Annotated in this window: 2 tRNA genes and 1 rRNA gene; all 3 read left to right on the forward strand. The window is 47.6% G+C overall.

The features are described 5' to 3' along the window. Positions 1 to 82: ribosomal RNA gene (locus CG67_RS16570) — 16S ribosomal RNA — on the forward strand; the annotation flags it as partial. A gap of 72 nt (positions 83 to 154) precedes the next feature. Next, positions 155 to 231: transfer RNA gene (locus CG67_RS16575), tRNA-Ile, on the forward strand. Positions 232 to 339: 108 nt separating this feature from the next. Next, a tRNA-Ala gene (locus tag CG67_RS16580) sits at positions 340 to 415 on the forward strand. The last annotated feature ends 228 nt before the right edge of the window (positions 416 to 643 follow it).

The following is a 643-nucleotide window of genomic DNA, read 5'->3' on the forward strand; positions in this document are numbered from 1 at the left end:
GTTTACCACTTTGTGATTCATGACTGGGGTGAAGTCGTAACAAGGTAACCGTAGGGGAACCTGCGGTTGGATCACCTCCTTACCTGAAGATACACTCCCGCGCAGTGCTCACACAGATTGTCTGATGAAATTAAAGAGAGCAGTAATCTTCTGCAGGCTTGTAGCTCAGGTGGTTAGAGCGCACCCCTGATAAGGGTGAGGTCGGTGGTTCAAGTCCACTCAGGCCTACCAATTCTTTCTCATACGGCGTTATGACTCCGGCTCGCATAGCAGGCTATGCGTCGCGAAGCCATGCCTTGTCTGAAAAAGAATAGGACACTTCAGAAAATTATCATCGATGGGGCTATAGCTCAGCTGGGAGAGCGCCTGCCTTGCACGCAGGAGGTCAGCGGTTCGATCCCGCTTAGCTCCACCATCATTCAGCAGTGCCTGCTGAAACATATCTTAAAGATGACTTACGAGTCATGTTTAAGATATTGCTCTTTAACAATACGGAACAAGCTGAAAATTTGAAAACAATGAATAACGTTAAGTTATTCAGAGTCTCTCAAAAACTTTTACGATTCAGAGTCGTTGCAAGACGTCTGTGGGTTGTGAGGTTAAGCGAATAAGCGTACACGGTGGATGCCCTGGCAGTCAGAGG

The sequence above is a fragment of the Tatumella sp. UCD-D_suzukii genome (assembly GCF_000611875.2).
GTDB classification, from domain to species: Bacteria; Pseudomonadota; Gammaproteobacteria; order Enterobacterales; family Enterobacteriaceae; genus Tatumella; species Tatumella ptyseos.